Annotated in this window: 21 protein-coding genes; 6 read left to right on the top strand and 15 right to left on the bottom strand. The window is 73.8% G+C overall.

Annotation, left to right across the window (positions count from 1 at the left end; all coding sequences use genetic code 11):
• Window positions 1–85: 85 nt before the first annotated feature.
• Complete coding sequence (locus JOE68_RS09900) at window positions 86–748, bottom strand: SanA/YdcF family protein (protein WP_204842015.1); 663 nt, start codon at window positions 746–748, stop codon at window positions 86–88.
• Window positions 749–783: 35 nt separating this feature from the next.
• Window positions 784–2,229, bottom strand: coding sequence for an LCP family protein (locus tag JOE68_RS09895; protein ID WP_307819610.1), 1,446 nt, complete (start codon window positions 2,227–2,229; stop codon window positions 784–786).
• 648 nt (window positions 2,230–2,877) lie between these two features.
• Between JOE68_RS09895 and JOE68_RS09890 the strand changes: the two genes are divergently transcribed.
• A complete protein-coding gene (locus JOE68_RS09890) occupies window positions 2,878–5,832 on the top strand; it encodes a glycine--tRNA ligase (RefSeq protein ID WP_239563349.1) in 2,955 nt (984 codons plus the stop codon).
• A gap of 78 nt (window positions 5,833–5,910) precedes the next feature.
• Here JOE68_RS09890 and JOE68_RS09885 read toward each other — a convergent pair whose 3' ends face one another.
• On the bottom strand, window positions 5,911–6,111 hold the full coding sequence (locus tag JOE68_RS09885) for a hypothetical protein (protein ID WP_204842012.1): 201 nt from the start codon (window positions 6,109–6,111) through the stop codon (window positions 5,911–5,913).
• Window positions 6,112–6,420: 309 nt separating this feature from the next.
• Here JOE68_RS09885 and JOE68_RS09880 point away from each other — a divergent pair, with 309 nt between their 5' ends.
• Window positions 6,421–7,521, top strand: a complete 1,101-nt coding sequence (locus JOE68_RS09880; RefSeq protein WP_204842011.1) for a sugar ABC transporter substrate-binding protein — start codon at window positions 6,421–6,423, stop codon at window positions 7,519–7,521.
• Window positions 7,522–7,537: 16 nt separating this feature from the next.
• On the opposite strand, the gene JOE68_RS09875 is transcribed toward JOE68_RS09880, so the two are convergent.
• Both JOE68_RS09875 and JOE68_RS09870 read right to left on the bottom strand, forming a co-directional pair.
• Window positions 7,538–8,260 carry a hypothetical protein gene (locus tag JOE68_RS09875; protein WP_204842010.1) on the bottom strand — a complete coding sequence of 241 codons (723 nt, stop codon included), beginning with the start codon at window positions 8,258–8,260 and terminating at the stop codon, window positions 7,538–7,540.
• Window positions 8,261–8,297: 37 nt separating this feature from the next.
• Window positions 8,298–8,630 carry a hypothetical protein gene (locus JOE68_RS09870; RefSeq protein WP_204842009.1) on the bottom strand — a complete coding sequence of 111 codons (333 nt, stop codon included), beginning with the start codon at window positions 8,628–8,630 and terminating at the stop codon, window positions 8,298–8,300.
• Window positions 8,631–8,875: 245 nt separating this feature from the next.
• Here JOE68_RS09870 and cspE point away from each other — a divergent pair, with 245 nt between their 5' ends.
• Window positions 8,876–9,082, top strand: coding sequence for a transcription antiterminator/RNA stability regulator CspE (gene cspE / locus JOE68_RS09865; protein ID WP_053717138.1), 207 nt, complete (start codon window positions 8,876–8,878; stop codon window positions 9,080–9,082).
• A 304-nt stretch (window positions 9,083–9,386) separates the two neighbouring features.
• On the opposite strand, the gene JOE68_RS09860 is transcribed toward cspE, so the two are convergent.
• From JOE68_RS09860 to JOE68_RS09825, 8 genes are all read right to left on the bottom strand, one after another.
• A complete protein-coding gene (locus JOE68_RS09860) occupies window positions 9,387–10,190 on the bottom strand; it encodes an SWIM zinc finger family protein (protein ID WP_307819609.1) in 804 nt (267 codons plus the stop codon).
• Window positions 10,191–10,249: 59 nt separating this feature from the next.
• On the bottom strand, window positions 10,250–10,456 hold the full coding sequence (locus tag JOE68_RS09855; protein ID WP_204842007.1) for a hypothetical protein: 207 nt from the start codon (window positions 10,454–10,456) through the stop codon (window positions 10,250–10,252).
• Window positions 10,449–13,994: a DEAD/DEAH box helicase gene (locus tag JOE68_RS09850; protein WP_307819608.1), complete on the bottom strand. Its 3,546-nt coding sequence runs from the start codon at window positions 13,992–13,994 to the stop codon at window positions 10,449–10,451. Before JOE68_RS09850 ends, JOE68_RS09855 begins: the two co-directional genes overlap by 8 nt.
• 365 nt (window positions 13,995–14,359) lie before the next feature.
• Window positions 14,360–14,632, bottom strand: a complete 273-nt coding sequence (locus JOE68_RS09845; RefSeq protein WP_204842006.1) for a GlsB/YeaQ/YmgE family stress response membrane protein — start codon at window positions 14,630–14,632, stop codon at window positions 14,360–14,362.
• Window positions 14,633–14,673: 41 nt separating this feature from the next.
• Window positions 14,674–15,204, bottom strand: a complete 531-nt coding sequence (locus tag JOE68_RS09840) for a hypothetical protein (RefSeq protein WP_204842005.1) — start codon at window positions 15,202–15,204, stop codon at window positions 14,674–14,676.
• 47 nt (window positions 15,205–15,251) lie between these two features.
• Complete coding sequence (locus tag JOE68_RS09835) at window positions 15,252–16,340, bottom strand: DNA cytosine methyltransferase (protein WP_204846019.1); 1,089 nt, start codon at window positions 16,338–16,340, stop codon at window positions 15,252–15,254.
• Window positions 16,341–16,359: 19 nt separating this feature from the next.
• Window positions 16,360–16,740 carry a very short patch repair endonuclease gene (locus tag JOE68_RS09830; RefSeq protein WP_204846018.1) on the bottom strand — a complete coding sequence of 127 codons (381 nt, stop codon included), beginning with the start codon at window positions 16,738–16,740 and terminating at the stop codon, window positions 16,360–16,362.
• A 97-nt stretch (window positions 16,741–16,837) separates the two neighbouring features.
• The gene (locus JOE68_RS09825; protein ID WP_204842004.1) at window positions 16,838–17,956 is read right to left on the bottom strand and encodes a DUF2786 domain-containing protein; all 1,119 of its coding nucleotides are present in this window, start codon (window positions 17,954–17,956) and stop codon (window positions 16,838–16,840) included.
• Window positions 17,957–18,027: 71 nt separating this feature from the next.
• Between JOE68_RS09825 and JOE68_RS09820 the strand changes: the two genes are divergently transcribed.
• Window positions 18,028–18,699, top strand: a complete 672-nt coding sequence (locus JOE68_RS09820) for a hypothetical protein (RefSeq protein ID WP_307819607.1) — start codon at window positions 18,028–18,030, stop codon at window positions 18,697–18,699.
• A gap of 242 nt (window positions 18,700–18,941) precedes the next feature.
• Here JOE68_RS09820 and JOE68_RS09815 read toward each other — a convergent pair whose 3' ends face one another.
• Entirely contained in the window at window positions 18,942–22,055 is a 3,114-nt protein-coding gene (locus JOE68_RS09815; RefSeq protein ID WP_204842002.1) for an AfsR/SARP family transcriptional regulator, read from the bottom strand.
• A 294-nt stretch (window positions 22,056–22,349) separates the two neighbouring features.
• Between JOE68_RS09815 and JOE68_RS09810 the strand changes: the two genes are divergently transcribed.
• A complete protein-coding gene (locus JOE68_RS09810; RefSeq protein ID WP_204842001.1) occupies window positions 22,350–23,453 on the top strand; it encodes a hypothetical protein in 1,104 nt (367 codons plus the stop codon).
• On the top strand, window positions 23,450–23,788 hold the full coding sequence (locus JOE68_RS09805; protein ID WP_204842000.1) for a hypothetical protein: 339 nt from the start codon (window positions 23,450–23,452) through the stop codon (window positions 23,786–23,788). The genes JOE68_RS09810 and JOE68_RS09805 overlap by 4 nt, the downstream gene beginning before the upstream one ends.
• On the opposite strand, the gene JOE68_RS09800 is transcribed toward JOE68_RS09805, so the two are convergent.
• Window positions 23,759–25,843, bottom strand: coding sequence for an ATP-binding protein (locus JOE68_RS09800; protein ID WP_204841999.1), 2,085 nt, complete (start codon window positions 25,841–25,843; stop codon window positions 23,759–23,761). The genes JOE68_RS09805 and JOE68_RS09800 overlap by 30 nt on opposite strands.
• Between the last annotated feature and the right edge of the window lie 411 nt (window positions 25,844–26,254).

Raw genomic sequence — 26,254 nt, 5'->3', positions numbered from 1 at the left:
GGAAAGCGCGACGTGCCGTCCGCTTACGCGACTTGCCCCCGATATCCCTCGAACGGGCTAATCGGAGGTACTCGGAGTAGTTCCTTCAGCGGTCCAGAGCGCCGGTCACCCCGGTTTCGCGGGGGCCGAGGAACCGCGGGTCGGGCCGGGCGACGAGGCCGTCCCACATCGCCTTGCCGCTCGCGAAGGCTTCGCGGAAGTGCCCGTACGCGGTGGTCGCCCACTGCCGCGAGGTGTCGTGCCCCACGCCGAACGCCTCCAGCCCCGCCTCCCGGCAGAGCGCCACGGCGCGCGGCAGGTGGAACCGCTGGGTGACCACGGTGGCCCTGGAGACGCCGAAGACGCGCTTGGCGCGCGTGCACGAGTCCCAGGTGTCCAGGCCCGCGTAGTCGGCCACGATCACCCGGGAGGGGATGCCCCGGTCGATCAGGTAGGCGCGCATGGCGCCGGGCTCGTCGTACTCCCGGCGGCTGTTGTCGCCGCTGACCAGCAGCACCTTCACCTTGCCGCGCCGGTACAGGTCGGCGGCGACGTCCAGCCGGCCCGCCAGGAACGGCGTCGGCTTCCCGCCGCGCAGGCCCGCCCCCAGCACCAGGGCGACCGGCGCCTCGGGCACGTCCTGCGCCGCGTGCCGGTAGGGCGCGCTGGCCACCCGCGTCCAGATCCAGGGCACGGGCGCGAGCGCGCCGAGCAGCACCGCCACCACGAGCACGCGCTTCCAGCGCACGCGCCGCACGAACTCCCCCACGAATCCCCCCACGAATTCCCCCGGCGAAACGCCGGTCAGTTGACGCAGCGCACCCCGTCCGCCGTGATGGGCGGTTCGGCGGCGGTGCTGGACCCCGTCTGCGCCTCGCGCGCGCCGTCCAGGCCCACCAGGGGCGCGCCGGCCAGGTTCTGCGTGCCCGGACCGGAGTAGTCGCTGCCCACGTACACGCGGGCCCGCCCGGCCGGGATGTCGTCGTCCTGCTCGGTCCCGATGCCGCCCAGCGCCTCGGCGACGGTCTCCGCGCCCGCCTCGCCGCCCTTGCCGTAGCGGACCACCGACGTCGTCATGGTCTGGCTCGCGTTGTCCGCGCCGCCGTCCACGAAGCCCTTCGCGACCAGGGTCTCCAGCACGCGCGCCGCCAGGCCGCGCACGCCGGAGGCGTTGCGCACCTCCACGGTGACGCTCGTCGGGTCGACGGTGGGCGTGGCGGACGTGCCCGCGCCCGGGTCGGCCCCCATGTCCTTGAAGAACCGCTTGACCGCGCTCTCGCTGACCTCGACCGCCAGGCCGTCCTCGGGCGTCTGGAGCGCCGGGTTGCCGGTCGGGATCGTCTCGAACTTGATGCTGCCGCCGGTCAGGTCCTTCATCTGGGTGGCGAACCGCAGGATGTCCCAGTCCTTGTCCAGCACGATCGACCTGGTCAGCGCGTCGATCAGCGAGCGCAGCTTGCCCGGGTCGGACAGCGTGCCGGCGGAGAGCATCTTCTTCGCCAGGCCCGCCATGAACACCTGCTGGCGCACGATCCGGTCCAGGTCGCCCTGCGGCAGGCCGTGCCGCTGGCGGACGAACGCCAGCGCGTCGCGGCCCTCCACCGACTGCGGGCCGGCCGCGAAGTCCGCGCCGGACAGCTGGTCCCTGGTCGCCTCGTTCAGGCACACGTCCACGCCGCCGACGGCCTTGGTCAGGTCGTAGAAGCCGACGAGGTTGACCTCCGCGTAGTGGTCGACGGTGACGCCGGTCAGGTCCTGGACGGTGCCGATGAGGTTCTTGGCGCCGGCCTTGCGCGACTCCTGCTCGACCTGCACGGGGTCGGTGACGCCCTTCTTCCGCAGCTGCTCGACCGCCTCGCCCTTGCCGTAGCCGTAGGCCGAGTTGATCTTGTGCCGCCCGTGGCCGCCCGCGATCCGCACGTACGCGTCGCGCGGGAACGACACGGCCACCGCCTCGCCGGTGTCGTTCGGGATGTGCATCAGGATCAGGGTGTCGGTGTTCAGGCCGCCCTCCGACTCGTCACCCGCCTGCAGCTCGTCGAGGATCTCCCGCGGCAGCGGGTTGCCCTTGGCGTCGGTGCGGCTGTCCATGCCGACCATCAGGATGTCGATCGAGCCGTCGGCGGGCCGCTCGCCGCCGCCGCCCGCGCCGATCACGTCGGTGGTGGTGAGGTTCTGGCTCAGCGACTGGAAGTTCGCCCACGCGTAGCCGGTGCCGAGCAGGACGACCGCCGAGCAGAGCGCGGCCACCGCGCGGCCGGCCAGGGAACCGCCCCTGCGCCGGACCGGCGGGCGCGCGGGGCGCCGGGGCGCGATCCGCTGCGGCTGCCGGGCGCGGTCGGCGGGCCGCGGCGCGCCGCCGTCGTGCGCGGGGGGCCGGGCGCCCGGGGGCCGGCCGGCGCCGCGGGGGGCCGGGTCGCCGGCCCGGGGCCGCCGGTCGCCGGGGTTCGGTCGCGGCCGGCCGTCGCCGGGGTTCGGTCGCGGCCGACCGCCCACGGGGTTCGCCGGGGTGCGGCGCTCGCCGGGCGGGACGTCGCCGGGGCGGGGCCCGCCGGTCGCCTCGCCCCGGCCGCGGGCGGGCGGCGCACCCGGCTGCCGACGCGGCCGGTCCGGCCCGTGAGGGGGCTGACCTGCGGAGGAACTCCCAGGGGGGACTGGACGCCTGCGGAACCCGTCGGGCCCGCCTGGCCTCGGCGGCCGGTTGTCCACTCGCCCTCCCTCCTGTCGTTCCCGGCTGTGCCCTCTTGGACGTACCGGTGGCCTTTAGGGTTGCCCACAGCGTGGCACAGCCCCACATCACGACGTGGTGATACCGGGTCCGGACGAACCGTGACCAGCGAAGTAGCCCGATTGTGAGGTGGCCGACGCGCCGTTCGTAGACTCCACCCCGTGCTCACGATGCAGGACGCGCTGCTCGCGCTGACCAGGTACTGGACCGAACGGGGCTGCATCGTCGTGCAGCCGTACAACACCGAGGTCGGCGCCGGGACGTTGAACCCGGCCACCGTGCTGCGCGTGCTGGGCCCCGAGCCGTGGCGCGTCGCCTACGTCGAGCCCAGCGTGCGGCCCGACGACGCCCGCTACGGCGAGAACCCGAACCGGCTGCAGACCCACACCCAGTTCCAGGTGGTCCTCAAGCCCGACCCGGGCGACCCGCAGGAGCTGTACCTGGGCAGCCTCGAAGCGCTGGGCGTCGACGTGCGCGCGCACGACGTGCGGTTCGTCGAGGACAACTGGGCCTCGCCCGCGCTCGGCGCGTGGGGCCTGGGCTGGGAGGTGTGGCTCGACGGGCTGGAGATCACCCAGTTCACCTACTTCCAGCAGGCCGGCGGCCTGTCGCTGGACCCGGTGTCGGTGGAGATCACCTACGGCATCGAGCGCATCATGATGGCGCTGCAGGGCGTCGACCACTTCAAGGACATCGCCTACGCGCCCGGCATCTCCTACGGCGAGGCGTTCGGCCAGTCCGAGTACGAGATGTCCCGCTACTACCTCGACGACGCCGACGTGGAGGCCAACCGGCGGCTGTTCGAGGAGTACGCGGCCGAGGCGCGGCGGATGCTCGACGCGCGCCTGCCGGTCCCCGCGCACAACTACGTGCTCAAGTGCTCGCACGCGTTCAACGTGCTCGACGCCCGCGGCGCGATCAGCACGACCGAGCGGGCCCGCGCGTTCGGCCGGATGCGCGGCCTGGCGCGCGAGGTGGCGCAGCTGTGGGCGGCGCGGCGGGAGGAGCTGGGGCACCCGCTGGGCCTGGTCGAGCCGCTGCCCGCCGCCCCGGCGGCGGACCCGGTCGCGGTCGACCGGCCCGGCACGCTGCTGTTCGAGATCGGCACCGAGGAGCTGCCCCCGGCCGAGGTCGACCGGACCGTGCAGGCGGTGCGCGCGGCCGTCACCGACAAGCTCGCGGCGACGCGCCTCGGGCACGGCGCGGTGGAGGTCCACGGCACGCCGCGGCGCGTCGTCGTCGTGGTGCCCGACGTGCAGCCCCGGGAGCCGGACGCCGAGAAGACCGTGCGCGGCCCCCGCGTGTCGGCGGCGTTCGACGACTCGGGCGCGCCCACCAAGGCGGCGGCGGGGTTCGCGCGCGGGCAGGGCGTGGACGTCTCCGAGCTGGGGCGGGTCGTGGAGAACGGCGTCGAGCACGTCGCCGTGGTCCGCGCGGTCGTGGGCGGCGGCGCGGTCGAGGTGCTGGGGCCGCTGCTGGCCTCGGTGGTGGCCGAGCTGCGCGCCGAGAAGAACATGAGGTGGAACGACCCGAAGCTGTCGTTCACCCGGCCGATCCGGTGGCTGCTGGCCCGGCTGGGGTCCGCGCCGGTGCCGTTCGCGGTGTCCTCGCTGGCCTCCGGGACCACCACCAGGGTGCACCGGACGGCCGACGCGCCGGTGGTGGAGGTGCCCTCCGCCGACGGGTACGCGCAGCTGCTGGCCGCGCACGGGATCACGCTGTCGGCCGAGGACCGGCGCGCGGCGATCGTGGCGCGGGCCGAGGAGCTGGCGGCGACCGCGGGCGGCGTCGTGGACTTCACCGGCGTGCTGGACGAGGTGACGAACCTGGTCGAGCAGCCGACGCCCATCCTCGGGTCGTTCGACCCGAAGTACCTGGAGCTGCCCGCCCAGATCCTGACCACCGTGATGCGCAAGCACCAGCGGTACCTGCCGGTGCGGACCGCCGACGGCGCCCTGCTGCCGCACTTCGTGGCGGTGGCGAACGGCTCGGTGGACGAGGACCTGGTGCGGGCGGGCAACGAGGCGGTGCTGCGCGCCCGGTACGAGGACGCGGCGTTCTTCTGGCGGGCGGACCTGCGCACGCCGCTGGAGAAGATGAAGTCCGGGCTGGAGAAGCTGACCTTCGCCGACGAGCTCGGGTCGATGGCCGACCGCGCCCGGCGGATCGCGGCGCTGGCCGGGCGGCTCGCCGACGTGGTGGGCGGCGCCGACGGGACCCTGCGCCGGGCCGGCGAGCTGGCCAAGTTCGACCTCGGCTCGCAGATGGTGATCGAGCTGTCGTCGCTGGCGGGCGTGATGGCGCGCGAGTACGCGCAGCGGGCGGGCGAGTCGCCGGAGGTCGCCGCGGCGCTGTACGAGATGGAGCTGCCCCGGTCGGCCGGTGACGCGCTGCCCGCCTCCCGCGCGGGCGCGCTGCTGTCGCTGGCGGACCGGTTCGACCTGCTGGCCGGGCTGTTCGGCATCGGGGCGAACCCGACCGGCAGCTCCGACCCGTTCGGGCTGCGCCGGGCCGCCCTCGGCGCGGTGAGCGTGCTGCGGGCGTTCCCCGACCTGCGGGGGATCACGCTCGGCCGGGCGCTCTCCCTCGCGGCCGAGGGGCTCGACGTCCCCGCGGCGGCCCTGGACAAGGCCCTGGAGGCGGCGCGCGAGTTCGCCGTGCGGCGCTACGAGCAGCAGCTGCTCGACGCCGGGCACGACCACCGGTTCGTCAACGCCGTGCTGGTGCTCGCCGACGCGCCCGCCCGAGCCGACGAGGCGCTGGCGGAGCTGACCGCGCTGGCGGGCGACGAGGCGTTCGCCGGCCTGGTGGCCGCGCTCCAGCGCGTGCGGCGGATCGTGCCGCCGGGCACGGCGGGCGAGTACGACCCGCGGGCGCTGGTGGAACCGGCGGAGGTGGCCCTGCACGAGGCCCTCGCCGGCGTGCCGCGCGGCGTCGGCGGCCTGGCGGCGTTCGCGGCGGCGGCCGGCGCGCTGACCGGGCCGGTCGACGCGTTCTTCGACGAGGTGCTGGTGATGGCCGAGGACCCGGCGGTCCGCGCCGCCCGGCTGGGGCTGCTGGCGGCGATCCGCGACCTGGCCGCGCCGGTGCTGGACTGGCAGGCGCTGGGCACGGCGCTCGGCTGAGGCCCCTCCCGCGCGGCACCCACGACGACGCCCCCGCCGGTTCGACCGGCGGGGGCGTCGTCGTGGGTGCCGCGTCGGCTACGGGGCGACGATCTGCCACTCCCGGTTGTCCAGGTCGACACCGACGCGGGCCGCGGCGCCCGGCTGGGCCGCGAACCCGGAGGAGGTGCGGCCGGCGGCGGGGTCACCCTGCGCGACCGCCGTGCCGGCGCCGATCGCCAGCAGCGCCGCCGCCGTTGCCGCCACCAGTGCCGACGAAACGAATCTGCGCGTTCTCACGCTGTCTCCTCACGCCCGTTCAGGGTTGCTCCGGCGTCACCTTGACACAGAAAAGCCGCGGGTGGTTAGTCCTGTTTCGCACCCTGCCGCAATCGTGACCGGCTGTGCGCGCAGCGTCACCTTTTCCGGGTCCGGTAACAGCGCTGCCAGCGGCTTCGATGTCCCAGGAAGGTGGACGGGCCCATTGGCGCGGACCATTCGGAGCTGCCTCGTTGCGACATCTTGACGAACCCGCTCCGAGGGGATGAAATCCGCACCTGGCATTTTCCGGGGTCGACGGGCGGTCGGCGGCGCACTGGGGGTTGGCGGATGCGAAGACTACGCGGAGCGGCGTCCTGCGCCGCGCTCGTCCTGCTCGTCACCTCCTGCGGCGCCCGGGGCGGCGACGACGCCCAGGCCACCGCCGGGGCGGGCGGGCCGGTTGTCGGGGTGATCCTCCCCGACCGCGCGTCGGCCCGCTGGGAGGAGCAGGACCGCAGGCTGCTGTCCGCCGCGTTCGACATCGCCGGCGTCGAGTCGGTGATCGAGAACGCCGAGGGCGACGAGGCGCGGTTCGCGGGCATCGCCGACGCGATGATCGCGCGCGGCGTGAAGGTGCTGATGACCACGCCGCTGAGCACCGAGGGCGGCGCGACGGTCGAGCGCAAGGCCGAGCAGGCGGGCATCCCGGTCATCAACTACGACCGGATCAGCCTGGGCGGCATGGCCGACTACTACGTGTCGTTCGACAACCTCAACGTGGGCGAGCTGCAGGCCGAAGGTCTGCTGGAGTGCCTCGGGACCAAGCCGGGCGCGCAGGTCGTCGAGATCCAGGGCGCGCCGACGGACAACAACGCCACCCTGTTCGCCGACGGCCAGCGCCGCAAGCTCGGCCCGCTCTACGACAGCGGCGCGCTGCGGCTGGTCAAGAGCCAGCCGGTCGACAAGGGCGACCCGGCGGTGGCCAAGGGCCTGTTCGAGCAGATCCTCGACGGCAACGCGGGCCGGGTCGACGCGGTGGTCGCGGCCGACGACGGCCTCGCGGGCGCGGTGATCGAGGTGCTCAAGGCCAGGGGGCTGGCCGGGAGGGTGCCGGTGACCGGGCAGAACGCCACCGTGCCGGGGCTGCGCGCGGTGCTGCGCGGCGAGCAGTGCATGACGGTGCACAAGCCCGTGCGCGACGAGGCCCAGGCGGCGGCGCGGCTGGCCATCGCCGTGGCGCGCGGCGACCTCAGCGGGGCCGACGACCTGGCCACCGGCAACACGCGGGACCTGGTGGCGCGGCGGGACGTCAAGTCCGTGCTGCTGGGCGCCGAGATGGTCACCCGGGGCGACGTGCGGGCGCTGGTGGCGCAGGGCGCGGTCGACCCGGCCGAGCTGTGCGCGGGCGACGTGGCGGCGGACTGCGACGAGCTGGGCATCGTCAACTAGCGGCGCCGCGACGGGGTCACTCGTCGTCGTGCCGGCCCGAGATGAACTCCTGGAAGCGGATCTTCGCCCGGATCAGCGGCTGCCTGATCCGGGCCTCCCGGCGGTAGGCGCGGCGCAGCTTGCGCGAGTCCTCGGAGTACCGCCAGCGCGCCCACGGCGACCCCGGCCGGGCCAGCCGCAGCGCCCCGATCTCCGGCAGCACCGGCACCAGCAAGCCGAGCAGGCCCGTCCAGACCTTGCCCTTGAGCAGCGCCACGATGGCGAAGCCCAGGTGCACCAGGACGAGCAGGACCCGCAGCCAGCGACCCTCGCCGTAGAACTCGTCGTAGCCCAGCGGGCGCGCGCCGAGCAGCAGCAGGCCCGTCATGCCGATCGCCAGGAACACCGCGTCCACCGACAGCCGGCCGTCCTTGGACCAGTACACGTCGCGCAGGTGCAGTATCAGGGCGAACTCGTCGAGCACCAGGGCCGCGCCCACGCCGAGCAGCGCCGCTGCGGACACCCGTACCCCGTGCTCGTCGTCCGGGGCCGCCAGCCCCGTCACGCCGCCGACGAGCAGGAAGACCGTGCCGAACACCACGTGGTGGATGTGCGTGCCGCCGGGCTTGATGTTGCCCGGCCACCAGCGCACGTTGGCGCGGATCAACCGCACGCTGATCCTGATCAGGACGAACGTGACCACGAGGCCGAGCAGGAAGAACAGCAGCCGGGCCTGGGGCAGGTGGAGCGTCGACGACACCGCACCATCTTCACTCCGACGGCGGCCCCCGGTCGGCCTACTTGAAGTTCACGCCGCCCTGGATGTCGCCGGCCTGGACCACGTTGCCGTGGACCGTGCCGGACACCTGGTTGGTCACCCGTCCGGGCTGCGCCCCGGAGGCCCGCCGGCGCAGCTCCTCGCCGAACGCCGGGTCCGCCGCCGCGGCCCGGCCCAGCACCTCGCTCAGTGCCCTGACCTGCGGGGAGTCCGGCGCCGCCCCCTCGGCGGAGAGCAGCGCGGCCAGCGCGGCCGGGTCACCCGCGAACTTCACCCGGACGAGTTCGTTCAGGCTCGCGACGGCTCGCGTGGCGAGCGACGCGGCGACGTGCGGCGGCACCGGCTCCGGCATGGCAGACCCCCTGTGATCGCGTCCTCGCCCACCGTAGCAGTGCGACTCGCCGCGCTCAGCCGCTCGACTGCTACCGGTCTCCCGTGGTTCACTGTCTTCGGTCGTACCATTCTGTGTTCGTGTTCCACCACGCTCGCGGAACGGAGTTGCGGGCGCCGAACTTTCTCCGCCAGGAGGGGCCGTCGCCCTAGCTGACCCGGTGGTCGCAAGCGCGATCCGGCACCTGTTAGAGGAGAAGTAGCAAGATGGCAGTTCAGGGCACCGTCAAGTGGTTCAACGCGGAGAAGGGCTTCGGCTTCATCTCCCCGGACAACGGTGGCGCCGACGTGTTCGTGCACTACTCGGAGATCCAGAGCAACGGCTACCGCACCCTGGAAGAGAACCAGCGGGTGGAGTTCGAGATCGGCCAGGGCCAGAAGGGCCCGCAGGCGCAGACGGTCCGACCGCTCTGACCTGGTACCGGGGTTTTCACAACTCGGGTAGACGAGCCGCCACCCCCACCGGGGTGGCGGCTCGCCTCGTCTCCCCGGTCGGCGCTCCTCGGGCGCGGTGACCGGAGGACCGGCTCCCTTCGCCGGGCGGCGGGGCGCCCTCGGCCGGGCTTCGCCGCGAACGGCGAGGAGTGCCGCCGACCGGCCCAGGACCGGCTGAGGATGGGCCGAGGACCGGCCCAGGACGGCCCGGGATGGGCTGAGGACTGGCCCAGGACTGGCCCAGGACTGGCCCAGGACGGTCCGGGATTGGCTGTGGACCGGCTCAGGGCCGGGTGGTCGGCAGCCGGGGCTCGGCGATCCTCCGGTAGAGGGGTCGCAGCTCGTCGGTGACCGAGCGGCCGGCCACGGTGAGCGGGTCGAGCTGGTCGAGGATCGCGTCAGGCCGCCGGGCGACGGGCTCCTCCGGCTCCGGCACGGCCGGGGCCTCGGGGCGCAGCCAGAACGCGGCCGGGTCCTCCTGCGGAGGAGGCGCGGCCTCCTCCCCGTGCGGTGGGCCGGTGTCGGGCCCGGTGTCGGGTGCCGCGCCTGGCGCGGCGTCGCGCAGGTCCCGCAGCCGGTCCAGCAGGTCCTCCCGGGACCGGCCGCGCCACGCCAGGATCTCGAACGGGTCGGTGTCGAACGACTCGGCGAGCAGGTAGCAGGTCGCCGCCAGGTGCCTGCACGGCACCTCCCAGTCCGGGCAGGTGCAGTCCATGGTCATCCCGCGCGGCGACTCGGGGAACAGCGTCAGCCCCAGCTCCGCGAAGACCTCCTCGACCTCCGGCGGCATCTCGCCGGCGAGCAGCTTCGCCGCGAACACCGCCCGGTCGGCCAAGGCGTGCTCGATCCGGCGCCAGTCGTCGTCGTCGAACTTCCGCACACCGATCCGCGCCCGGAACGGCTGCGGCCCGGCCCCCGCCACCAGAGCCACCACCAGGCTGGTGGACAGCGACAGGCTCATCACCTGCCCGGTCCGGGCGTACGACCGCCCCTGCTCCAGGCGCCCGCCCATGCCGAACGACTCCAGCACCCCGATGAACCGCCGCGACCACCACGTGCGCGCGACGTCACCGCGCTTGCTGCGCAACGTGAGCCCACCCTCGACCCGAACGGGTCGCGTCGCCGGGCGCCCCCCGTGCCGACCGCTCATGCCCACCCCTCCACCGACTGCGCCGACTGCACCGACCCGCCGGGTCCGCCCACCAGCCCGGTCGACCCGCCGGCCGGCCCGAGCACCCCGCTGCCCAACCCCGTCGGCCCGCTGCCCAACCCCGTCGGCCCGCCGGCCAACCCCGTCGGCCCGCCGGCCAACCCGGTCGGCCCGCCGGCCTGGGCGGAGCGGCCCTCATTCACCGACGGCCTCCCCGGACAGCGCGAACAGCTCCCGCAGCTCGTCGGTGGACAGCTCGGTCAGCCAGTCCTCACCCGCGCCGACCACCAGCTGCGCCAGCCCGCGCTTCTCCTCGATCATCCGGTCGATGCGCTCCTCCACCGTGCCGACGCACACGAACTTCCGCACCTGCACGTGGTCGCGCTGCCCGATGCGGAACGCCCGGTCGGTGGCCTGGTCCTCCACCGCCGGGTTCCACCAGCGGTCCAGGTGGATGACGTGGTTCGCGGCCGTCAGGTTCAGGCCCGTGCCACCGGCCTTCAGCGACAGCACGAAGATCGACGGCCCGCCCTCGGCCTGGAACCGGCGCACCATCCCGTCGCGCGCCTTCCGGGGCGTCCCGCCGTGGAGGAACAGCACCTCGGTGTCGAACCGCGCGGCCAGGTGCGGCACGACCAGCGCGCCGAACTCGGTGAACTGGGTGAAGCACAGCGCCTTGTCGCCGTCGGCGAGCGCCTCGTCCAGGACCTCCTCCAGCCGAGCCACCTTGCCCGACCGCCCGGCGATCCGCGAGCCGTCCCCGAGCAGCTGCGCCGGGTGGTTGCACACCTGCTTGAGCCGCGAGATCGTCGCCAGCACCAGGCCCTTGCGCTGGACGCCCCCCGCCTCGGCGATCCGCGCGACCATGTCGTCGACCACCGCCCGGTACAGCGAAGCCTGCTCGGCGGTGAGCGTGCACAGCTGCTTGACCTCGATCTTGTCCGGCAGGTCGGCGGCGATCCGCGGGTCGGTCTTGAGCCGGCGCAGCACGAATGGCCCGGTGATCCGCCGCAGCCGCACCGCCGCGTCCTCGTCGCGGTGCCGTTCGACGGGCACGGCGAACCGCGCGCGGAACGTGCCGGCGGTCCCGAGCACGCCGGGGTTGACGAAGTCCATGATCGACCACAGCTCCGCCAACCGGTTCTCCACCGGCGTCCCGGTCAGCGCCACCCGGTGCCGGGCGGGCAGCGCCCGCACCGCCCGCGACTGCCGCGTGGCGCTGTTCTTCACGTTCTGCGCCTCGTCGAGCACCACCCGGTCCCAGCCGACCCCGGCCAGGGCCTCGACGTCCCGCGCCACCACCGCGTAGGTCGTGATCACCAGGTCGTGCCCCTGCCCGAGCTCCGCGGTCGACCGGTCGGCCCCGTGGTGCACGTGGACCCGCAGACCGGGCGCGAACCGCGCCGCCTCCCGCTGCCAGTTGCCCACCACGGACACCGGGCAGACCAGCAGCGTCGGCGGCCGCCGCCCGTGCTGCCGCGCGTAGACCTCCAGCGCCAGCAACTGGACGGTCTTGCCCAGCCCCATGTCGTCGGCGAGGCAGGCGCCCAGCCCGAGCCGGTCCAGGAAGACCAGCCAGGACAGGCCCCGGTGCTGGTAGGGCCGCAGCGTCTCGGTCAGCCCGGCCGGCACCTCGACCGGTTCGAGCCGGTGCTCCACCCGACCGGACAGCAGGTCGCCCAACCAGCCCTCACCGCGCACCGCGGTGAGCGGCAGCGGCAGGTCGGCGTCGTGCAGCCCGAGCCCCGAGTGCAGCAGCACCCGCGCGGCCGGCATCCGCCCGCCGCCGCGGGCGAGGAACGCCAGCCCCTCGGCCAGCCGCCGCCGGTCGACGTGCACCCACTGCCCGCGCAGCCGCACCAGCGGCGACTTGGCCTTCGCCAGCGCCGACAGCTCGGCCTCGGTCAGCCGCTCGTCACCGAGCGCCAGCTCCCAGCGGTAGTCCACCAGGGCGTCGAGGCCCAGCTCGCCCTCCTTGGCGACGACCCCGGTCGTGCCGGCCCGACCGGCGGTGAGCGTGAGCCCGAGCTGCCGCGGCTGCCGCCACCACGAGGGGAGCAGCACCCCGAACCCGGCCTGCGCCAGCAGGGACGCGTGGCTCAGGAACTCGTGCGCCCCGTCGGTGTCCAGCTCCAGCCCGGTCGGCCTCCGCTCGGCCAGCGCGCGGTCCAGCGCCGGGTAGAGCCGGCCGGCCCGCCCGAGGTCGCCGAGCAGCAGCTCCTGCGGCCGGGCCACCCACCGCCGCAGCACGGCGTCCTGCCGCCGCCACAGCTGCGCGGCGGTCACCAGGACGCTGGGCTCGTCGACGGCCTGGAGCAGGAACTCCACCCGCCACCCGTCGTCGCCGGGACCGCCCTGCTCCGGCGAACTCAGCCGGAAGCAGGTGCGCACCCGAGCGGTGCTCTCCGCACCGGCCCGCCAACCGGCCACCGCGGACCGCAGCGAGCCGACCTCACCCGCCCCGGCCTCGAAGTCGGGAGACCCGGCCAACGCAGCCAGCCACCGCCCGACGACGCCACCGGCACCCGCCCCACCGTGCCCGTCACCATGGGTCGCTCCGTCGCCACCGGCCGCACCGGCACCACCGGCCGCACCGGCCGCACCACCGCCACCGGCGGCACTGGCGTCACCGGCCGCACCGGCACCACCGGAGGCATCGCCGCCACCGGTCCCACCGGCGGCACCGGTCCCACCGGCGGTATCACCGCCACCGGTCGCACCAGCACCACCAGCGCCGCCGCTGTTCGCGCCGCCACCGACCGCACCGCCGCCACCGGTCGCACCGCCGCCACCGGTCGCGCCACGGCCGTCGGTCCGCACTCCCTTGAGCCGCCGCCGAACCTCAGCGTCCACAAGGGAATCGAGCACGCCCCGGAGCAGGGCCCCGGCCACCTCGGCACCGCCGGTCGCCGCGGCTTCCGCGCCGCCTCCCACAACGCTCTCCGCCGCGCGGAACGAGGGGGGCATACCGGCCCGGAGGCCGGCGTGCCGCAGCGCGTCCACTCCGGAGAGAGCCGCCCGCCACCGCGCCGCCGGCCGCTCACCGTCGACATCCGGCAGCACCCGCCCGCGCGCCACCAGGTCCTCGGCGAAGGCCGCCACGTCCCGGAGGTACTTGGCCGACGCGCCGAGCCGCCCGCCCGGGAAGTCGGACGGCCACCGCCTGCCCACCCAGACCACCGGCACGAGCCAACCGCGCCACCGCACCGCTCCCCGCCGCGACGGCACGCGGACCATCGGGTCCCGCACCAGCTCCGGCGACTCGACCGGGCCGGAGGCGAAGGACGGCAGCCGCACCACGACCGCGTCCACGGACCCGACCGCAGGCCCGACTGCAGGCCCGACCGCAGACCCAGCCCCTGAGCTGCTCCTCAGGCCGGCCCCGGGATCGCCGCCGCCCGTCGGGCCCTCGCCGGTGCCCGCCTCAGCGGCGTCGGTGCCCGCCCCGGCGGCGTTGGCGTCCGCCCCACCGTTGCGGGTAGCGGCCTCACCGGCACTGGCGTCCGCCCCAGCGGCGTCGGGAGGTCCGGCGTCGGCGTGGGTCGCATCGGCGTGGGTTGCGCCGTCGCCGATGCCCGCCGTGCCGGCGACGAGCCTGGCCAGGGTCTCGCCGTCGACCGCGAACGGGTGGTGCACGGCCGCCCGGGGGAGCCGCCCCGCCACCCGGGCCGGCAGGCGCGAGTCCTCGGCCCACAACCCCACCCGACCATCGGCCGTGGCGAGGCCGTGCAGCACCAACACGGGCACGACTCTAGGTGCGGGCTGCGCGGCCGGTCCGGCCGGGCACCGGGGCACTCCGCCGCGCTGGATTCTGTTGTGTCGCACGCCTGCTCGGCGTGGCCGGGCTCGGACCGGCGGTTGTCGGTGTCGCGCCCGGGACGCACCGGGCCGTGCACCCGACCGGCCGACCGGCGTGCGGACGCCGCGGGGCGGGTGCGGAGTCCGCGCGCCGGGTGCGGCGCGGTGGTGGTGCAGCGGGTTACCGGCGCGGCCGGACTGCCGGCACAGCGGCCACTGGCACAGCGGCAACAGGCACAGCGGCAACAGGCGCTGCCGGGCTACCGGTGCGGAGGGTTGCCGGTGCAGCGGGCTGCCGGTGCAGGGGACTACTGGTGCTGGCGGACCTTCGCGCGGCCGGAGAGGACGGCCACGCCGACGCCGGCCAGGCCGACCTGGAGAGCCAGTTCGAGCCAGTCGACGCCACCGGTGTCGGCCACGCCCAGGACCGACGCCGCGAAGGTCCCGACCAGGGCCGCCGCGATGCCGACCAGGGTGGTCGTCAGCAGCGAGACCCGCTGCCTGCCCGGCACGACGAGCCGCCCCAGGCCGCCGATGACCAGACCGATGAACAGGGCCGAGATGATGCCGGTGATCTCCACGTGAGGTCCCCCTCCTCGCTACTGGGTGTTCACCACGAGCATCACCCCTCGCCCACCTGGACCGAATCGGGCTTTCCCCCGACCTCGCCCTGATACCGACCCTGAACCCCCAGCAGGCGCGCCGCCTCCGGGGCCAGGGGCCGGCCCGCCACGTCCGGGTCGCAGCCGACCCGCGCCAGGCGCGAGCGGATGGAGGTCGCCGAGCGCTCCAGCTGCTTCGCGATGGCCCGGATCAGGTCGGTGGACGAGGTGCCCGGCGGGGCGGCCAGCCAGGTGGCGCGCAGGTCCTCGTCCAGCCGGCCGGACCAGGGCTGGTTGGCGTTGGCCGGGCGCGGGCGGCCCGAGCCCGGTGGGGGAGCGCCGAGCTTGCCCAGCGCGTCCAGCACCTGGCTCAGCAGCTTGCCCACGCCGCTGCCCGCGCCCGCGGGCAGGCGCAGGTTGCCCTCCGCGACGAGGGCGCCGGAGGTGTCCGTGCCGGCCACCTCCAGGAACAGCTCGGGGTCGGCGGAGGCCCGCAGGTGGTAGGTCGTCGAGCCGATCAGGGTCCGGGTTTCGTACGTGGTGGTCGTCATGGCGATGACGGTAGACCGGGGGTACGACAGTCCCGGGGGGTCGGCGCTCAGGCGCAGAGCGGGCACTTCGCGGCGCTGGGCGGGGCGCCGGTCAGGTAGGGCTTCAGGTGCTCGGCGATCGCCCTGGCCAGCGACGGCGGGACGGCGTTGCCGATCTGCCTGGCCACCTCGATCTTCGTGCCGCACCACTCGAAGTCGTCCGGGAAGCTCTGCAGCCGCGCCGCTTCCAGGTGCGTGATCGGGCGGTCGACGCGGTGGCCGTACCGGCCCGGCTCCCACTGCGGGTGCAGGTACTGGCCCTTCTCCGGCTTGTAGAACTCCGTGCGGATGGTCAGGGACGGCTCGTCCCAGCGCATCCTGCCCATCACGTCCGTCGTGCCGGTCTTCTTCTCCCGCCAGCAGCGCGGCAGCAGCGCCTCGGGCAGGTCGAACCGCCCGCCGCCGGGCGGGATGTGCCGGTAGCGCTCCACCGACAGCGGGGTCGGGTTGCGGCCGATGTGCAGCTCCGGGCTCTTGTACCGGCCGGGCAGCGCGGTGCCGAAGAACTCCACCACCGACTTGGGCAGCGCCGTCGTCGAGGGCACCTCCGGCAGGCCGGTCAGCACGTCGCGCACGGTGTGCCGCCGCTCGTGCGGGTGAGTGGGCGCCGGCAGCGGGATGGGCCCGACGCGGGAGCCGATCACGATGGCGCGCCGCCTGCGCTGCGGCACGCCGAAGTCCGTCGCCAGCAGGATGCCCGCGCTCAGCTCGTAGCCTTCGGTCTCGGCCCGGAGCAGAGCGAACTCCGTCGAGGTCAGGAACCGGTCGACGTTCTCGATCACGAACACCTTCGGCCGCGCCTCGCGGACGAACCGCAGGTACTCGCGCCACAGCGAGTTGCGCGGGTCGTTGACGTCCCGCGAGCCCAGGTTCGAGAAGCCCTGGCACGGCGGGCCGCCCACGATCACGTCGACCCGGGGGATCCGCCGGTTGGGGATCGAGGCGATGTCCGACCAGAAGGTGTGCTCCTCGCCGAAGTTGGCCGCGTACGTCGCCGCCGCGTGCAGGTCCCACTCGACCGCCATCACCGGCCGGTACCCGCCGGCCGACCGGAACCCGGAGGTCATGCCGCCGCAGCCGGCGAACAGGTCGATCATGGACAGCACACCGGTCAGGCTAGCCCACCCGGCGCGCCAGCACCGCCTCCCGCACGCGACTCGCCGCCGCGACCGGGTCCTCGTGCTCCCACACCCGCACGGCGAGCCACCCCTCCCGGGCCAGCACCTCGTCGGTGTCGGCGTCGCGCGCCCGGTTGGCCTCGATCTTGGCCCGCCAGAAGTCGCCGTTGCGCTTCGGCCACGTGCCGTGCTCCGGGCAGCCGTGCCAGAAGCAGCCGTCCACGAACACCGCGACCTTCACGGGCCCGAACACGACGTCGGCCTCCCGGCGGACGGACCGCACCGGGCGCCGGTGCACCCGGTAGCGCAGACCGAGCCGGTGCAGCTCGCGGCGCAGCGCGACCTCGATCTCCGTGTCGCGCGAGCGCTGCTTGCTCATCCTGGCCCGGACGTCGTCCGTGGTCTCCAGCTTCGGCACCCGGCCATGATGGCCCACCCCGGCGCGCAGCCCCCGCGCCGCCCGGTCGCAACCGGTCTCAGGGGTGGTCGACGCCGAGGTCGGCCCGGTCGGCCGCCGCGCGGCCCGCGTCCCAGCCCGCCGCGCTGCGGATCGGCGTGGACTTCGTCGTGGTCCGGGTGAACAGGGTGGTGAACAGGTCGTCCACCGCGCGCTTCCGGTCGGCCAGCACCGGCAGCAGCCGGTCGTCGTCCGGGGGCGCGTTGGCCGCCTTCAGGCGTTCGCCGACGCGGTGCGCGTAGGAGAGCAGGAACGACTTGCGGTAGGCCAGGGACCGCGATTCGTCGCCCTTGCGGGCGCCCTCGCCCGCCGCGACCATGGCCCGCGTGGCCTGGACCAGCAGGGACGCCGAGAGCAGCTCGACGATCTCCAGGTCCAGCTCCTCGCCCACCAGCGCCACGAAGCCCAGGTCGTAGACGACCGCGCGGCAGCGGTTGGCGTCGGCCACCACGTGCACCACCTGGGCCTTGCCGTCGAAGTAGCGCTTGTCCAGCCACAGCCGCAGGGACGTGGTGGTGGGCGCCTCGGACGGCATCCGCTCCAGCGCGTGGCGGGTCACCAGGTGCTGGGCCTTCGCCGTCAGGGCCTCGGCCTCGTCGGGGAACGGGGTCGACTCCGCCTTGGCCAGCAGCGAGCGCACGCGCTTGAGAATCTTCGGGTCGACGTTGTGGTGGGTGATGTGCGCCAGCGGCGTCCCGGGGCGGGGGACGATCGTGGGCAGCGCGGGCAGCGGGACCAGGACGCCCAGCAGGTCCACCACGACGGCCACCGCGTCGTCGGGCAGCTCGATGTGCTTGACCGCCCACTGCGCCAGGTGGGGCTCCGACTCGTCCCACCAGACCGCCGCGCCGATCTCCGCCAGCTGCCCGGTCCAGCGGGGGTGCAGCGCCTCGTAACGGGACGTGCAGCGCGCCAACGCGTCCACCACGAACGAGAGCGCGCGCTCGTCCGCGTTGCGCTTCACGATCTCGTACAGGTCCACGGGCAGCCAGCCGTGGTCCCACAGGTGGTTCAGGGTCTCGTCCAGCACGGCGTGCACCGCACCGTCCACTTCGGTCGGCGTCAGGCCGGCGGTGCGCGGCATCGGGGCGCGGCGGTTCGTCGCAGCCCGTCGGATCGCCTCCCGCAAAGAGTCCACGATGGGTGATTCTCCCCCGTGCCGCGGTGTCGCTGCGGCCGGTGCGGCGCGCGACGTGCCAGCCTCGCGCCGTGAGCCGGAAGACGCAGCGTTCCCAGCGGCGGCGGCCGATCGCGGTGGTGCGGCGCCCGACGGGCGCGCTGCTGACCCCGGCGCAGCGGCGCGCCGTCGACCGGTGCCGCGGGTTGCCGCAGGTGGTCGACCCGCTGGAGGCCGAGCTGACGGTGAGCAGCGCCGTGTCCGACGTGGTCGCCGACGAGGCGTTCTGGGCCGGTGTCATCGAGCACGCCGTGTCGCTGCCCAGCCACCGCAACGACCGGCTGCTGAGGGTGCTGGCGGCGGCGCTCACCGGACGGCCGCGGGAGTGGGCGGCCCGGGCGGTGCCCGCGCTGGGCCCGGTGCTGACCACCGGCGGCGCCTGGATCTGCGACCGGTCGCTCGACGCCGGGTACCTGGCGCTGCTGTGCACCTACCGGTTCGCCGAGGAGCACGCGATGGTGTTCCTGATCGACGAGCTGACCGGCGGGGTGGTGCGCAAGGCGTTCGTGACGCGGGACGTCGAGGTGACGCGGCTGCGGTTGGCCGAGCAGGGGCCGCTGACCCGGATGGGCGCGGAGGCGGCGCACTGGTTGCTGGCCAAGTCCTACGACCGGCTGGACCGCACCCCGGACTTCCGGGTGGACGAGGACGTGCGGCAGACCCGACTGCTGGCCGACCGCCGGATCGCGCTCGCTTTCGGGTGACACTGAGCGGGGTTACGGCGGGCGACCGGTGTCGCCCGCCGAGGGCCTCTCTCACGGAGGTGTGGCGCTCTTACCGGGCTTTCATGGGGGCCCCTGTCCCGTCACTCTTGGTGATCATGGTCGGCCAGGCGTAGGCCGCAGGAGCGGTGATCCCGGACGCGCCGAGCACGAGCACCAGCGCCACCGCGGACATCAAAGATCGTTTGCAGAGCACTCGGGCATTGTGCCCTGGGGTGTGGAATCTAAGAGAACGGGGGGTCTTCTTCACCTTGGTGAATAGGCTTAAGCGCCACCCGTTCGGGATGGGCCAACCCAGCGGTGGGTACCTCGCGGGTGACTGGACCGGGTGAATGAACCTCGAATGTGGGGTGAGACTGAGAGTGGAGGTTAGCGGACGATGCTGTCTCTCCGGTAGAGGCTTTGATCAATTGCGCGTTCGACTCGCGGGGGTCGGGGATGCGCCGTTCCGCCTCGCGGAGGCCGGCCAGGTGCTCCAGGAGCACGATGCCGTCGGAGCTGTCCGCCCCGCCCAGCAGCGCGGCGGCGTTCTCCCAGTGCCGCTGGGCCGCTGCCGGTTCGCCGACCGCCACGAACGCGTGGCCGGCGATGTGCAGCGCCCGGGCGCGGTCCTCGGGCGATTCGGCATCGGCGCTCAGGTCGATGGCGCGTTCCGCGCAGGCGATGGTGTCGGGGAACTGCCCGAGGTCGTAGTGCGTCTCGGCCTTGGCGACCAGCGCTTCGACCAGCTTCGACCGGTCGCCGCTGGCCTGGTTCACCGCCAGCGCGGCGGCCAACCGCTGGAGGGCCTCGTCGTGTCGCGCGTGCTCGTGCAACAAGCAGCCGATCTTCGTCAGGGTGGTGCCCTGACCCCGCAGATTGCCTAGGTTCTCCCAGATCGCGAGGGCCGACGTGTAGTACCCCAATGCGGCGTCATCGCGTTCCATCCGGCGGTGCGCCAGCCCCAGCTGCTCGAGCGTGGCGGCCTCCATGCCGGGCTCGCCGAGCGCCCGCGCGGTTTCCAGCGCCCTGCCCAGCAGTTCGACCGCCTCACCGACCCGGCCGCGTCTCAGGTGGACGTTCGCGAGGTTGTGCACAGCGACGGCCTCGATCTCCGACAGGTCCAGTTCCCGCGCGATCCGCGACGACTGCTCGAACGCCTGCGTCGCCTCGTCGTACTGCCGAAGCCGGAAGTGCACGGTCCCGGTGTCCGCCAGGATTCCGGCCTGTGCCTGCCGGTCGCGCAGCACCATCGCGGCCTTGAGGGCGGCGCGTTGGCAGACCAGCAGGTCCTCGTAGTGGCCCAAGCGGTCGAACACCTCGTGGACGTTGGCCGCCAACCGCCAGGCGCGTTCGGGGAAGCCTTGGCCGACCGCGCGGGGCACGGCGGCGACGAGGTTGGCGCGCTCGCGGGTGAACCAGTCGAGCGCGTCCCGATCGGCGTCGAACGGGGTGACCGCCGGCAGACCTTCGAGCGGTGGCACGGGCCGGATACCCGGGTTCAGGCGGTGACTGGCCGCGGTCGCGGTGGCCAGGTAGTGGTCGAACAGGCGGGCGAGGGCGGCCTTCTGCGCGGGCCGGTCGTTCTCGCGGCGGATCAGCTCGACCGCGTAGCCGTGCAGCAGGTCGTGGAGCCGGAAGCGGCGCATGGTCCGGTACTGGACGAGGTTGGCCCTCGCGAGCGCGCTCAGCAGGCGGGTAGTGGTGCTGAGCGGTTCGCCCAGCAGGGCGCTCGCCGCGTCGAGGCTGAAGTCGGTGGTGAAGTGCAGGCCCAGTAATCGGAACAGCCTGGCCGCGACGGGTGGGAGAGCGCGGTAGGACCACGAGAACGCGGCGGACAGGGTGCCGTGGTCGTCATCGTTGTCATCCGACGAGCCGAGGACCCCCAGTCCGTCGGGGCTCCTGAAGTCGTCGACGAGGTTCGCGACGGAGACGTCCGGTCGGAGGGCCACGTGGTGGGCGACGATCCTCAGCGCCAGCGGGTGGCCGTTGGAGCGGCTGGTCAGCTCGCGCACGGCTGCGGGATCCTGGCCGACGCGGTCCGCACCGATCACCGCACGCACCAGGGCTTCGGATTCGGCCGCGGTCAACGGCGGCACGTGGATCACGTGCGCGTCGTCGTGCACCGGCAGCTCGAACGGCTGGGTGCGGCTGGTGATGACGGTGAAGCACGGGGTCGTGGCGTCGAGAATCGGGCGCACCTGGTTGTCGTCGTTCGCGTTGTCCAGCAGCAGCAGCACGGTCTGCCCGTCGAGCAGCCTGCGCAGCCGGGCTCTGCGTTCCTGCCGGGTGGCAGGCACCGGCCCGGTGTCCACCCTCGCCAGCAGGATGCCGAGCGCATCGTCCGGGGCGAGCGGGTTGCCGGGGCCGAAACCCTGGAGGTCGAGCACGAGCTGGCCGTCCGGGAACCGGTCGAGGCGCCGGTGTGCCCAGTAGGTCGCCAGCCGGGTCTTCCCGATGCCGGGCATCCCGTGCAGCACGACGACCTGCCCGTGCGCACCGCTGTCGAGCAGCCCGTCCAGCTGGGCGAGGAGGTCCGCCCGCCCGGTGAAGTTCCTGGTGTCCCGGGGCAAGTCGCGCGGCGTTCGACGGGCTGTGCCCCCGGCCGGGCCGGTGCCGGCCTGCTTGCGCAGGATGCCCTGGTAGACGCGGCGCAGCTCCGGGCCGGGCTCCCCGCCGGTCACCTCGAACAGGTGCGCGCAGAACCGCGCGTGGAAGTCCAGCGCCCTGGCGTACTTGCCCAACCCGTCCAGCGACTGGAGGTAGAGGCGGGCGAAGTTCTCGTCCAAGTCGTGCTCCCGGGTGAGCCGGCCCGCTTCGCCCTGCACCTCGGCGTGTTCGCGCAGTTGCAGCCGGGCGTCCAGCAGAGCGTGCTGGGCGGTGAGCCGGTCGAAGGTCTCCATCTGGTCGCGGCAATGGTCCGCCCACGTCCCCTCCAATTCCTGGAGGGGCTTTCCCTGCCACAGGCGGAGAGCCTCCGAGAGCAATACTTTGGCGCTTGCATGATCATTCTGTGCAGCGGCTGCCCGCCCTTCCTCCGCTAATCTGCGGAAACGGTGGTAGTCGACCAGCCCGGCGTCCAGTTCCAGGCGGTACGCCTCACCTTCCTTGCGTATCCGACCTCCTGAACCGGACTTCGTCAGGACGCCGCGCAGGCGACTGATCAGAGGCTGGAGCTTGCCGCGCACGTCGGCGGCCGTATCCGCCCGCCACAGCGCCGACGCGATCCGGCTTATCGGCACGGGGCTCCCGGTGTAGTACAGGAGCATTGCCAGGACGCCTCGTTGTTTAGTCGAGCCGAGCTCGAAATCATTCCCGTCGATGTGTAATCTGGTCTTACCGAGGATCTTGAATTCCACCAGCGCCTCCCTTCGCCGGCGGGCGCCTTGGGAACACAGTGTGCGGGACTGCGGGACGATTCCGCAGCCGTCTCACTTGTATTGCTCCAATTCGGGGAAGACCACCGGCTGCGATCGGCCCCGGCGGCCGGTGGTGCAAGCCGACTGCAAGTTCACCGGCAAACCCCCATCGGAGGCTGAGCGCACCGGAGTGGAAGGGGGAACCGCATGACGGACGCGGAATGGCTGCCGGCACCGGTCGGGATCGACGCTCCTCGGTGGATCACCAGGGGTCAGTGCCGACAGGTGCTCGCGGTGGTGCACACCGTTGCCAGCGGGCAGCGGCTGCTGGAGGCCGTGGAGTTGATCGAGGCGGACACGCGGGTGCAGGTCACCTTCTGCCAGGCCCCGGACGCGTTCGCCACGGGCGTGGCCGACTTCCTGCGGTCCACGAGGGGGGTCGTGCTGACGTGGCAGCAGGCGACGCGGGAGCGGTTCGACCTCGCATTGGCCGCGTCCTATGGTTCGCTGCACCACGTGCACGCGCCGCTGCTGGTGATTCCGCACGGAGCGGGGTTCGGCAAATCCGTATCCGTCACGGGATCACCGCAGGTCTACGGACTGGACGCGCAGCGGCTGCTGCACGACGGGAAGGTGCTCCCGGCGGCGCTGGTCCTGTCGCACGAGGACCAGCGCGAGGTGTTGCGGCGGCAGTGCCCCGAGGCGCTGGACGTCGCGGTGGTGGCCGGCGACCCCTGCTACGACCGGATGGTGACCAGCCTGCCGCTGCGCGCCGACTACCGGGCGGCCCTGGGGGTGGTGCCGGAGGAGCGGCTGTTGGTCGTCACCTCCACCTGGGGGCTGGACTCGCTGTTCGCGCGGTTCGAGGACCTCCTGCCCACGTTGTTGGAGCAGCTTTCGGGGCAGGGGTTCACCGTGGCCGCGATGCTGCACCCGGCCGGCTGGTACGCGCACGGACCGAGGCAGATCACCGCGTGGCTGGCCGAGTGCGTGGACGCCGGGCTCCTCGTGGTCCCGCCCGAGGTGGACTGGCGGGCGGTCGTGATCGCGGCCGACCACGTCATCGCCGACCACGGTTCGGTCGGGGTGTACGCGGCGGCGATCGGCACGCCCGTGGTGCTCGCCGACCCCCCGATGAGCGCTGTCCTCGGCGACGGGTCGGCGCAGGAGCTGCTGCGCCGGGTCGCACCCCGGCTCGACCTCGACCGACCGGTGGCGGACCAGCTGGCCGACGCGGCGCGCACCGCCGAACCGCTGGCCGAGCAGGTCCGCGACCGGCTCACGTCGTGCCCCGGGCGGTCCGGCGCCGAGCTGAGGCGTGCCGCGTACCGCCTGCTCAACCTGCCCGAACCCGGTCGGCACCGGGCGCCGGCGCCGGTTCCGGTGGTGTCGCTGTGAAGCGCTCGGCCCTCGTCGACGTGGTGGTCAGATCTACGGTGGACGTGGCGGTGCTGCGGTCCTCGTTGCGGGACAACCCGTTCGCGGACCTCGCGATCGGGGTCGCCGACGACGGGGTCGTGGCGGTGGCGGCGGACGGTGACGTGGCGGTGTTCGTGGGTGGGTACGTGAAGTGCCTCGCCGAGGAGGGGGTGTGGCGGTCGGTGGTCAGGACGCTGTGGGCGTGGCGCGTGGAACGGCTCGGCTTCGGGGTGCTGCGCCGGCACGGGTTGCCGCTGTGGTGCGACCGGCACCGCGTCGAGCCGTCACCCTGCGGGCGGCTTGAGCCTCGCTGAGACCTCCTCCGCCCGACGGGAACCCAGCCGGGTCAGCAGGTCCAAGGCGTGCCGCCAGTGCTCGGCGGCACGGGCCGGGTCGGCCGAAGCCTCCGCCAGCACCTCGTGCGCCTCGGCCGCGCCGGCGTCGGAGCCCAGGTCGCGCATGTCCGCCAACGCCCGCGTGCCGACGCGGGTGGCCTCCTCCGGGTCGCCGGCCTGGTGGAGGAGGCGGGCCTGTGCGACCGTGACGCGCGCCCGGTTGTACGGGTCCGGCTCGGCGAGCCCGTCGAACAGCGCCACCGCTTCGCGCAACGCCGCCAAGCCTTCCGTCGCGCGCCCGGCACGACCCAGGGCGCCACCCAGGTGGATCAGGGTGAGCCCGAGGCTGCGGTCCGCGCCTGACTCGCGGTTGGCTTGCACGAGTTCTTCCAGTTGAGCCAAGGCTTCCGGCAGCTGCCCCTGGTTCAGGTTCAGCAGCGCCAGCATCTCCAGTGCGTCCGCCGTGCCGCGCCGGTCACCGGCTTTCGACGCGCAGGCCGCCGACGCCTTCAAGTGCTTCTCGGCCTCGGCGTACCTGCCCAGCGTCGTGCAGACCATGCCCCGGCGCCTGAGCATGACCGCTTCCGCGACCGGGTCACCCCAGCGGCGAGCCGCCGCGATACCCCGGTCGTCGATCTCGAGCCGGTCCTGGTAGTGCTTGTGGTGCAACAGCAACGGCCACATCACGTCGGCCAGCTGCCACGCCAGCTCCGACCAGCCGTGGTCCAAGGCGGCCTTCCCCGCGGCGATCAGGTTCGCCCGTTCGACCTCCAGCCACGCCAGCGCCGCCGCGCGGTCCAACGTCGGGAGTCGCGCGGGCTCGGCCGTGAACCGGTAGGGCAACCGGTTGCGGTAGGGAGTGACGGCCCGGTCCGCGACCGACGCGGCGGCCAGGTACCACTCCAGCATCCGGCGCAGCGCCACGGTGTGCTCGCCCGCTTCAACCTGGTCGCGGGCGTGAAGCCGGACGAGGTCGTGGAAGCGGTAGCGGTCTTCGCGCACCTCTTCCAGGAGGCTGCCCTCCACCAGTTCGTCGAGTGCGCCCGGTGCGGGGTCGTCGAGCACGGCGTCCGCCACCGAGGGGCTGAAGTCCTGCCCGGGGTGCAGGGCGAGGCGTCGGTAGAGGGCGGCGGCGGTCGGGCTCAGGGCACGGTAGGAGAGGTCGAACGTGCTGCGGACCGACAGCTCGGGCGAGGCGGTGAGGACGGCCAACCGCCCGCGCTCGTCGGTCAGCTCGGCCACCACCCGTTCCACCGACCACCGCGGGCGGGTGACCAGTCGCGCGGCGGCGATTCGGAGGGCTATCGGAAGACCGCCGCACATCGACGCCAGCCGGCGGGCCGGGGCGCTCTCCCGGACCACCCGCGCGCCACCGACGGCGAGGTCGAGCAGCCGGATCGCCGAGGTGGCGCTCAACGGGCCGACGTCCAGCAGGCGCCCGCCTTCCGCGACCAGGCCGGCGAGCCGGCTGCGGCTGGTGACGACGACGGCGCCGGCGCGCGAGGCGGGCAGCAGGGGGCGGACCTGGGCGGTGGAGAGGGCGTTGTCCAGCAGCACCACCAGGTCGCGCTCGGCCGTCAGAGACCGGTACAGCGCCGCTCGTTCCGCCGGCTCGGCCGGCACCCGCTCCGGCGGCACGCCGAGACCGCGCAGGAACAGCCCCAGCGCCTCGTCCGGTGTGACCGGTTCACCGCCGCTGAAGCCCGCGAGGTCGACGTACAGCTGGCCGTCGGGGAACCGGTGCCGGTACGCCCAGTGCAGCGCGAGTGCCGTCTTGCCCACCCCGCCCGGGCCGCACAGCACGGCGAGCACCCGCCCGTCCTCGGCCCGCATGCCGTCCAGCTCGTCGAGCTCCTCCGCGCGACCGGTGAAGTGGGCAGGCGCGGCGGGCAGCTGCCGGGGGACGGGCGGCTCGGGCACGCCTTGGTGGAAGTGGACGCCGCCGTGCACCTCACTTGCTTGGAGCGCGCCACCGATCACCGGGCCGGACAGCTCGTTGCACCGCCCGGCGCCCCAACCGCCCGTGGTCGTCATGCGGTCCCCTCCCGCGCTGCGCCAAGACGACCGTACGGTAAGCAGCGGCGGAATCCGGGCCGGTCCGCCGGAATGGCGGGCCGGAACCACTCTCGGCGGGCAACGGGCCGGTGCGGTGGACACGGTGCGTTCCCGCACTTTCGCGGCCCTTCACGAGTTCGGCGCACCGTGGTCGGGGAGTGCCGGTCGGGATGTGGAGCGGCGGTGGCCCGTGACGACTTGGGCGGGGCCTGTCCGGGTGCGGGTGGTTCTCCACCGCCCGCAGCGGCGCTCAGCGGCCAGGAAGGGTGACTCCCGGAAGGCGGTATGCCCTCGGACGGCTGCGCGCGGGAAACGCCTTCGGTGATGCCTCGGACGACGGCGGGAGAGTGACGACAATCACCGAAGAGTGACACCCGGCCCGACGAGTGA

This window comes from Saccharothrix algeriensis, assembly GCF_016907655.1.
Taxonomy (GTDB): Bacteria; Actinomycetota; Actinomycetes; order Mycobacteriales; family Pseudonocardiaceae; genus Actinosynnema; species Actinosynnema algeriense.
Note: the sequence above shows the minus strand (reverse complement) of the source record. Positions and strands in the feature narration are given on the sequence as shown.

Excerpts from the sequence above, each read along its gene's own strand:
- JOE68_RS09890 (WP_239563349.1), top strand. The coding sequence starts at position 2,878 with ATGCAGGACGCGCTGCTCGCGCTGACCAGGTACTGGACCGAACGGGGC.
- JOE68_RS09880 (WP_204842011.1), top strand. The coding sequence starts at position 6,421 with ATGCGAAGACTACGCGGAGCGGCGTCCTGCGCCGCGCTCGTCCTGCTC.
- JOE68_RS09870 (WP_204842009.1), bottom strand. The coding sequence starts at position 8,630 with ATGCCGGAGCCGGTGCCGCCGCACGTCGCCGCGTCGCTCGCCACGCGA.
- cspE (WP_053717138.1), top strand. The coding sequence starts at position 8,876 with ATGGCAGTTCAGGGCACCGTCAAGTGGTTCAACGCGGAGAAGGGCTTC.
- JOE68_RS09840 (WP_204842005.1), bottom strand. The coding sequence starts at position 15,204 with ATGACGACCACCACGTACGAAACCCGGACCCTGATCGGCTCGACGACC.
- JOE68_RS09835 (WP_204846019.1), bottom strand. The coding sequence starts at position 16,340 with ATGATCGACCTGTTCGCCGGCTGCGGCGGCATGACCTCCGGGTTCCGG.
- JOE68_RS09830 (WP_204846018.1), bottom strand. The coding sequence starts at position 16,740 with ATGAGCAAGCAGCGCTCGCGCGACACGGAGATCGAGGTCGCGCTGCGC.
- JOE68_RS09800 (WP_204841999.1), bottom strand. The coding sequence starts at position 25,843 with ATGACGACCACGGGCGGTTGGGGCGCCGGGCGGTGCAACGAGCTGTCC.